At 64.1% G+C, this 7,974-nt stretch carries 7 protein-coding genes; 2 read left to right on the top strand and 5 right to left on the bottom strand.

Annotated features, from left to right (window positions below; all coding sequences use genetic code 11):
• Positions 1 to 144: 144 nt before the first annotated feature.
• The 5 genes from ACZYOF_RS40720 to ACZYOF_RS40700 all read right to left on the bottom strand — a co-directional run bounded on the left by ACZYOF_RS40720 (position 145) and on the right by ACZYOF_RS40700 (position 4,770).
• The gene (locus ACZYOF_RS40720) at positions 145 to 852 is read right to left on the bottom strand and encodes an ABC transporter ATP-binding protein (protein ID WP_463719274.1); all 708 of its coding nucleotides are present in this window, start codon (positions 850 to 852) and stop codon (positions 145 to 147) included.
• On the bottom strand, positions 839 to 1,582 hold the full coding sequence (locus tag ACZYOF_RS40715; RefSeq protein ID WP_463719273.1) for an ABC transporter ATP-binding protein: 744 nt from the start codon (positions 1,580 to 1,582) through the stop codon (positions 839 to 841). The genes ACZYOF_RS40720 and ACZYOF_RS40715 overlap by 14 nt, the downstream gene beginning before the upstream one ends.
• Entirely contained in the window at positions 1,579 to 2,508 is a 930-nt protein-coding gene (locus tag ACZYOF_RS40710) for a branched-chain amino acid ABC transporter permease (RefSeq protein WP_463719272.1), read from the bottom strand. The genes ACZYOF_RS40715 and ACZYOF_RS40710 overlap by 4 nt, the downstream gene beginning before the upstream one ends.
• On the bottom strand, positions 2,508 to 3,362 hold the full coding sequence (locus ACZYOF_RS40705; protein ID WP_463719271.1) for a branched-chain amino acid ABC transporter permease: 855 nt from the start codon (positions 3,360 to 3,362) through the stop codon (positions 2,508 to 2,510). The genes ACZYOF_RS40710 and ACZYOF_RS40705 overlap by 1 nt, the downstream gene beginning before the upstream one ends.
• Before the next feature lie 193 nt (positions 3,363 to 3,555).
• Positions 3,556 to 4,770 carry an ABC transporter substrate-binding protein gene (locus ACZYOF_RS40700; RefSeq protein WP_463719270.1) on the bottom strand — a complete coding sequence of 405 codons (1,215 nt, stop codon included), beginning with the start codon at positions 4,768 to 4,770 and terminating at the stop codon, positions 3,556 to 3,558.
• 293 nt (positions 4,771 to 5,063) lie between these two features.
• On the opposite strand from ACZYOF_RS40700, the gene ACZYOF_RS40695 reads away from it, so the two are divergent.
• Positions 5,064 to 5,750, top strand: coding sequence for a L,D-transpeptidase (locus ACZYOF_RS40695; protein ID WP_463719269.1), 687 nt, complete (start codon positions 5,064 to 5,066; stop codon positions 5,748 to 5,750).
• A 291-nt stretch (positions 5,751 to 6,041) separates the two neighbouring features.
• Positions 6,042 to 7,610, top strand: coding sequence for a DUF4403 family protein (locus ACZYOF_RS40690; RefSeq protein WP_463719268.1), 1,569 nt, complete (start codon positions 6,042 to 6,044; stop codon positions 7,608 to 7,610).
• Positions 7,611 to 7,974: the final 364 nt, after the last annotated feature.

Raw genomic sequence — 7,974 nt, 5'->3', positions numbered from 1 at the left:
CTTCAACACGCGCCGGAAGAAAACTCGACTGATCCCGGCTAACGCCGGTCTTGAACCTATGATTCGGCATAACCGAATCGTACACGCATCGCCCTATCAGCCAAGATTCTTGCCCAGTCTCGAAGCGTAACCCGGGCTACGGGCTCAAACACCCAGATAGACCTGCCGGATATATTCGTCGCCGGCGAGGTCCCTCGCGCGGCCCTCACGCACCGTGCGGCCGTGCTCGAGCACGTAAACACGGTCGGCGATACGCAAGGTCGCGGTGGCGTCCTGCTCGACGATCAGGATCGCGGTGCCGTCCTTCCTGATCTTCTCGATGGCGTCGAAGATCAGACCCTTCAGCCGCGGCGCGATGCCGACCGAAGGCTCGTCAAGCAACAGCAATTCGGGGCGGCCCATCATGGCGCGGCCGATCGCCACCATCTGCTGCTCGCCGCCCGACAGCGTGCTCGACTGCTGCTGCCGGCGTTCCTTCAGGACCGGGAACAGCGCGAACACGCGTTCGAGGTCTTCGGCGATCTCGGCCTTGTTGCTCCTGAGATAGGCACCGAGCTGCAGGTTCTTCAGGACAGACAATTCGGGGAACAGCCGCCGCCCTTCCGGGCAGTGGCAGATGCCGCGGGCGACGACGTCATAGGGCGGCAGCCGCTCCAGCGTCTCGCCCTTGAATTTCAGCGTGCCGGTCGACTGAATCGCGCGGGAGATCGCTTTCAACAGCGTGGTCTTGCCGGCGCCGTTCGGGCCGAGCACGCCGACCAGCTCGCCCTTGTCCACGGTGACGCTGACCTGCTCGACGGCCAGCGCCTTGCCGTAGCGGACGCTGAGATCTGCGACTTCAAGCAGAGGCATGCGCGGCCTCCGTTTTCCCGATATAGGCCTCGATCACGCGCGGGTCGCGCACGATCTCGGCCGGCGGTGCGATCGCGATGATCTCGCCGAAATCGATCGCAATCACACGCGAGACCAGCGCCATGAATTCGCGCAGCTTGTGCTCGATCAGAAGGATCGTAAGCTTCTGCTCGCGGTGCAGCCGCTTGATCAGTTGCGCCAGCGGCTCGATCTCGCTGCTGCCGAGCCCCGCGAAGGGTTCGTCGAGCAGCAAGAGGTCCGGCTTGGTGGCGAGCGCACGCGCGATCTCCAGTCGCCGCAGGTCGCCATAGGGCAGCGTCTCGACCGGCTCGCGCGCCTTGACGCCGAGCCCAACCTGGTCGAGCAGCTCCTGCGCACGAGCCTCCTTGTCGTGCGCGTCGCGTGCCCGCGGCGACAAGCAGGCGACCACGACGTTCTCCAGCACCGTCATACCGAGGAAGGGACGCGTAAGCTGGAAGGTGCGAGCGACGCCGCGGTTGACGATCTTGTGCGGCGCCAATCCCCGCAACTCCTGCCCTTCGAACAGGATGCTGCCGGTGTCGGCGGCGATGAACCCGGTCAGCAGGTTGAACAGCGTGGTCTTGCCGGCGCCGTTCGGTCCGAGAATACCGGTGAGCTCGCCTGGCTCGAGCGAGAAGCTGACGTTCTTCGTTGCCGTGAGGCCGCCGAAGCGCTTGGAGAGGTCCTTCACCTCAAGGATGGCGCTCATCGGAAGCGCTCCGTCAGCCGCCGCCACAGCGGTGCGATCAGCCCGTTGGGCAGGAAGAACAGGATCAGCATCAAGGTCAGCGTATAGACCCATAGCCGGTATTCGCCGAACGAGCGCAGGAGCTCGGTCAACAGCGTCAGCATGATTGCGCCAAGCGCCGGCCCATAGATCGAGCCGATGCCGCCGACATAGACCATGATGATCACCGTGATCGACACCACGACGGAGAACAACGGCGGGCTGACCTGCAACTGGTAATGCGCGTAGAGCGCGCCGCCGAGGCCGGCGAAGGCCGCGCTGATCGTCAGCGAGGCGATCTTGTAGAAGGTGACGTTGATGCCGGCGGCCTGGCAGGTCGCCTCATCGCCGCGGATCGCGCGGAGCAACAGCCCCCAATGCGATTGCGCCAGCGCGGTGAGGATTGCGACTGCCGCGACCAGGATCGCCAGCACGAACCAGTAGTAGTACAGCGGCGACTGGATCAGCGGATCGAGGCCGTAGAGCCCTTCCTCGCCGCCGCTATACTCCCAGAAGATCAGGCAGAGCCGCTGCATGATGGCGGAGGCCGACAGCATGGCGAGCGCGAAATATGGCCCGCGCAGCCGCAGCGTCGGGAAGCCGACGATCAGGCTGAAGGCGACCGCGACCACCACCGCCGTCGGCAGGCTGTACCAGGGATTGGCGTACCAGGCGGTGGCGAGGAAGCCGGCGGTATAGGCGCCGGCGCCGATGAACAGCGAGTGCCCGAAATTCTCGCGGCCGGTGAGCCCGGACATGAAGTCCCAGCTCGCCGCCCAGATTGCGTAGATCACACAGACGGTGAGGACGCCGGTGAAATAGTTGCTGTTGAGCAGCACCGGCGCGAGCGCCAGCAACGCCACAACGACGACGGCTCCGGAAAGGTCGACGATAGAAAGCTGCTTCATCAGAACGCCGCCCGCCGGCCGAGCAATCCGGACGGCTTGATCATCAATGTCGTGACCACAGCGACCAGCGACACCAATTCGGTCCACGAGGACGAAATGAGGTAGGCGACGATGGTCTCGGAATAGCCGAGCAGGAGCGCGGCTAGGATGCTGCCCGGGATCGATCCGAGCCCGCCGACGATGACGATGGCGAACGCCTTCACCATCGGCAGCAGTCCCATGGTCGGCTGCACCGTGAGGAAGGGCGAGACCAGGACGCCCGCGAGCGCCGCGGTGCCGGCCGAGATCGCCATCACGACCGAGAAGATGCGGTTGGTGGGAATGCCCATATATTGCGCCGCCTCCGGATCCTGCGACACCGCGAGGATCGCAGCCCCAAGCCGCGTGCGCTGGATGAACAGCCACAATAGAAGGAGCACCAGCACGCCGGCGATCAGTGCGAGCAGACGCTGTCCGCCGATGTCGACGCCGCCGATGGAAATCTTGTCCGCCACGAAGGACGGCACATTGCGGTATTCGGAACCGAAGGTGATGAACAGCCCCTGCTCGACCGCGAGCGACACCGAGAGCGTGATCATCAGCACCGCAAGCTGCGAATAGCGCAGCGGACGGACCAGGAACCGCTCCATCAACACGCCGAACAGCGCGACGAAAAGCACCGCGAGCGGTGCTGCGAGGAACAACGGCCAATGCAACAGGCCGGTGAAGACGTAGGCCGCATAGGCGCCGAGCGCGTAGAACGCGCCATGCGCGAGGTTGAGAATCCGCGCCACACCGAAGATCAGCGTAAAGCCGACCGCGAGCATGGCATAGATCGCGCTCGACACCGCGCCATAGATCAGAATTTCAAGCATGCTATCCCTGTCGAAGGTCGCGAGAGCGCGCGTCGCCGCGTTGGAGCGTTTTCGAGCGAAGTGGGTACCGGTTCGCGTGAAGAAAACGCGTCAAAATAAGAGTCCAGGGCTTCGGTTCTGATCCAATCAGAACCGAAGCCCTGGTCGACCGGCCACACCAGGTGGGCCGATCGACCAGCGAGAACAGACGCGATCAGTTGCTCATCCAGGGCGGAGCGATCATCTTGCCGGTGGCCGATTCCTTTGGCCAGACCACGACGCGCTCGCCATTCGGCTGCCACTGCACGAACAGCAGATTCTGCAGGCCGGGGCCGGTCTTGACGTCATGCAGCTCATCGAACACCAGCTTGCCGGCGATGCCGACATGGTCGGTCTTCTCGAGCTCCTTGATGACGGCGTCGGCTTCAGTCGACTTGGCGCGGGCAACCGCGTCGGCATAGACGTAGACCGCGTCATAGGCGCCGATGCCGGTGTAGACAGGCGCGGTGCCGTAGCGTTTGACGAACTCATCCCAGAACGGAATGGTCTTCGGCGTCAGCGGCGCACGGATCGCGAACATGCCCACCGTTTCGCTGTTGGCCTTGCCGCCGACGCGGGTGAAGAAGTCGGCGTCCTGACTCTTGACGTCGATGCCGCCGATCGGAATCGGAACCTGCGCGTCATGCCACTGCTTGACGAACACGTCCGACGAGGCGTGCGACAGGATCACGATCAGGTATTGCGCGCCGCTGTCCTTGACCTTGGCAAACAGCGGCGAGAAGTCCGAGGTCGAGGTGTCGAAGAATTCGGCGAGCTTCACGTCGGAGCCGCCCTCGATCGCGCCCTTCTTGAGGATCGGCACCAGATCCTGCACCCATTTCGCGTTCTCGCCGACGATCGCGATCTTGGTGAACTTCATGTCGTCCTTGAGCTTGCCGTTGATGAAGTCGACAAGCGCGCGGGCCTGGTGCGCCGCGTTGATCGGGAAGGCCCGGAAAATATATTTGTAATTGTCGTAGTCGGCCTTCACCTTCGCGGTGATCGCGGGCGATGCAGCGCCGACGCCGATATAGATGGTCTTGGCGCGGGAGATGTGCGGCAATTGCGCCAGCGTGACGCCGGAGGTGTAGCCGCCGATCAGCACGTCCACCTTGTCGTCGGCGGTGAGCTTCTTGATCGCGGCGATCCCCTGCTCGGGGTTCTCGGTCTCGTCGGCGACGACGATCTCAAGCTTGCGGCCGAGCATGCCGCCCTTGGCGTTGATCTCGTCGGCCGCCAGCTTCGCTGCATTCTGGGTGTCGCGCCCGACCTGGAGCTGGATGGAGGTCGGCACACCTATACGGATGGGCTGCTGGGCTAAAGCGGTTTGGGCGGAAATACCGAGACCGAGAATGCTCGCGGCTGCGAGCCATTTCAAGAATGGCTTCATTTCTAAACTCCCTGCCGCAACAGGCCTTTTCTGCCTGATGCGTTTGTTTTTCTTTTAATTGGACCAACAGTTTGCCCGCGACGCAAACGGCGAGTCAAGAACGTAGGTTGGGCAACCCGCGGGCAGCGACGAAAGGCGGCGACGAAATCTTAACGAAACAAATCCTTACCCCCACGAAACCATTTTGGCGATTTCGTGCAAACGTCCCGAAACGCTTGACCTGTACTGGATGGCGTCAACGAGGCGCCACACCGCAAACGGCGCCACAGGGTGTAGTCAGACAGGGGTCGACAATGTTTAATTCCATTAAGCGAAACTCGCGTCTTGCCGCCGCCGCATTGGGCGCGCTGGCGATCGGCACCATTGGTTTTTCCACATCGAGCTCGGCCGCTCCGCTGCCGTTCTTCCCGTTCCTCATGACGCCGCCGACCGAAGCTGCCCCGCCGCCCTCCGTCGAGGCTGCGCCGCCCCAGGGCGAGGGCCGGTTCGAACTGCCCGCGCGCCTGCGCCGCCAGGTCGTCAATTACGCGACGCGTGAAGCGCCCGGCACGATCATCATCGATACCCCGCACACCTATCTCTATTATGTGCTCGGGAACGGCCAGGCGCTCCGCTATGGCATCGGCGTCGGTCGCGACGGCTTCACCTGGTCCGGCGTCCAGACCATCACCAAGAAGGCGGAATGGCCGGATTGGACCCCTCCGCCGGAAATGATTGCCCGCCAGCCCTATCTGCCGCGCCACATGGCCGGCGGTCCCGGCAACCCGCTCGGCGCCCGCGCCATGTATCTCGGCGGCACCGTCTATCGCATCCACGGCACCAATGCGCCGGAGACGATCGGCACCCACGTTTCCTCCGGCTGCCTGCGGCTCATCAACGAAGACGTGATCGACCTCTATTCCCGGGTCAACGTCGGAACCAAGGTGATCGTGCTGCCGATGACCGACCGCCGCGCCGATCTCGGTACGACCGTGCGGTAAGCATCGAAAGACTGGATTCAAGAGCGGCTCCGGCATTGGCCGGGGCCGTTTTCATTTCGCGGGCTCTCGTAGCCCGGGTGGAGCGAACGCGTAACCCGGGACATCTGCATCAACGTTTGCCGCTGGTCCCGGGTTACGCTGACGCTTCACCCGGGCTACGCACAGGCTATGTTCAACCAAACAGCGCCCGGCCCAGAAGCGCCGCGGCGCGGACACCGATCCGCCGCACTGGTGCATCTTTTCCCTTCCCTATAATAAGCGAATCGGGGGCTTCTCGATCCGAGGGGGATGATGCGTCTGCCGATGCGTTCGAAGATGATACTGATTGGCGTCGCGGTGATTGCGGCGTCGTTCCTGATCAGCCTGAAGGCCATGGACTGGCTGTCGCCGCACGCCGCGGTACCGGCACCGCCGCTGGCCGAATTGCCGCCGCTGCCACCGGCGCCGCGCAGCTCGGTGGTGATGGCACCGGTCGCGGTTGCGCTGTCGGCGATCCGCGACGTCGCCGACCGGGGCACGCCGAAGAATTTCAACGGCAAGGCCGACAATCCGGTGCCGCAGATCCTGCAGAATGCCGATATCGGCTGGACCGCCTCGCGTGGGCCAATCGTGGCGACCGGAGCGGAGGACGTACTGTCGCTCTCCACGCCGCTGACGGGTGCGCTGAACGTCACGGGCTCGCTGTCGGCGAAGGCGACGGGCGCGATCGGCGATGTGCTCGGCAGCCTGCTCGGCGCCAATGCCGCCAAGCAGATCGGTGACATCAACATCAAGCAGATCAATGCTAACGCCGAGATCAAAGGCAATGTGGTCGTGACCTCGCGCCCCCGGCTGGCCGCGGCCTGGCGCATCGAGCCGAATCTCCAGGCGCAGGTCAATCTCGGCGACACCGGCCTGTCGGTCGCAGGCGTCCGCGTCAACGTGCCGGCGCAGGTCAAGCCGCTGATCGACAAGACCGTCGCCGACCAGTTGACCGCCGTGCAGACGAAGATGCGCAACGATCCGACCTTCGAGCAGAATGCGCGCGCGCAATGGGCGAAAGCCTGCCGCTCGATCCCGCTGCAGGGCGCGGGTGCCGTCCCAAACATGCCGCCATTGTGGCTGGAGCTTCGCCCGATCCGTGCGCTGGCGGCGCAGCCGCGTGTCGACGCGTCCGCGGTGACGCTGACGCTCGGCATCGAAGCCGAGACCCGGATCACGGAGGCGCCGACCAAGCCAGACTGCCCGTTCCCGGCGACGATCCTGATCGGACCGCAGACGCCGGGCCATGTCAGCATCGGCATGCCCGTCGACATGTCCTTTGTGTCGCTGACAAAACTCCTGGAGGCGCAGCTCGCCGGCAAGACCTTCCCGGAGGATGGCTCCGGTCCGGTTGACGTCACGGTGAAGCACGCGAGCGTGGCGGCCTCCGGCGATCGCCTTCTGGTCTCGCTGTTGGTGAACGCAAAGGAGAAGAAGAGCTTCTTCGGCTTCGGCGCTGAGGCCACCGTGCACATCTGGGGACGGCCGGTGCTGGACCAGGCGCAGCAGATCGTGCGGCTGACCGATATCGAGCTGGCGGTCGAATCCGAGGCCGCTTTCGGCCTGCTGGGTGCTGCGGCGCGCGCTGCGGTGCCACAGTTGCAGCGGGCACTCGCGGAGAAGATGACCGTCGACCTGAAGCCGTTCGCGAGCAACGCCCGCGAGAAGCTCGCCGCCGCGATCGCCGATTACCAGAAGAACGACGACGGCGTGAAGGTTTCGACCGAGATCACGAGCCTGCGACTCGCCGGCATCGCCTTCGATTCCAAGACGCTGCGCGTAATCGTGGAAACCGAAGGCGCAATCGACGTTTCCATCAGCAAGCTCCCGGCGTTTTGAGGTTCTCCCTCGCCCCGCTCTTGCGGGGACTGCCGTAGCCCGGGTGGAGCGACAGCGTAACCCGGGACCGCTCGTGATGAACTGCACCCCTGTAGTGAGACAGGATAATCAGGGACAGGAGCCCGGCGCTTGAGGCGGCAGGGCGGGTTGATGGGTTAGGGCCAGGTTGCGGGGCTGCTGCGCAGCAGCCCCCCCACCTGGTAAATTTGCTTCGAACTCGGCTGGCGGCTGGTAAGCCAGAGCCGAGTGCAGCCGTTGACGATTGTACACCTCTTCGATGAAGGCGCCGATCGCAGTTCGGGGAAGGGGGCCAACCCGGTAGGTCTGGCCGTTGTCCTACTCTTTGTTGTGGGGGTTGATGTAT

The organism is Bradyrhizobium sp. LeoA1Lang (assembly GCF_055413685.1).
This window is presented reverse-complemented; position numbering and strand designations above follow the sequence as displayed.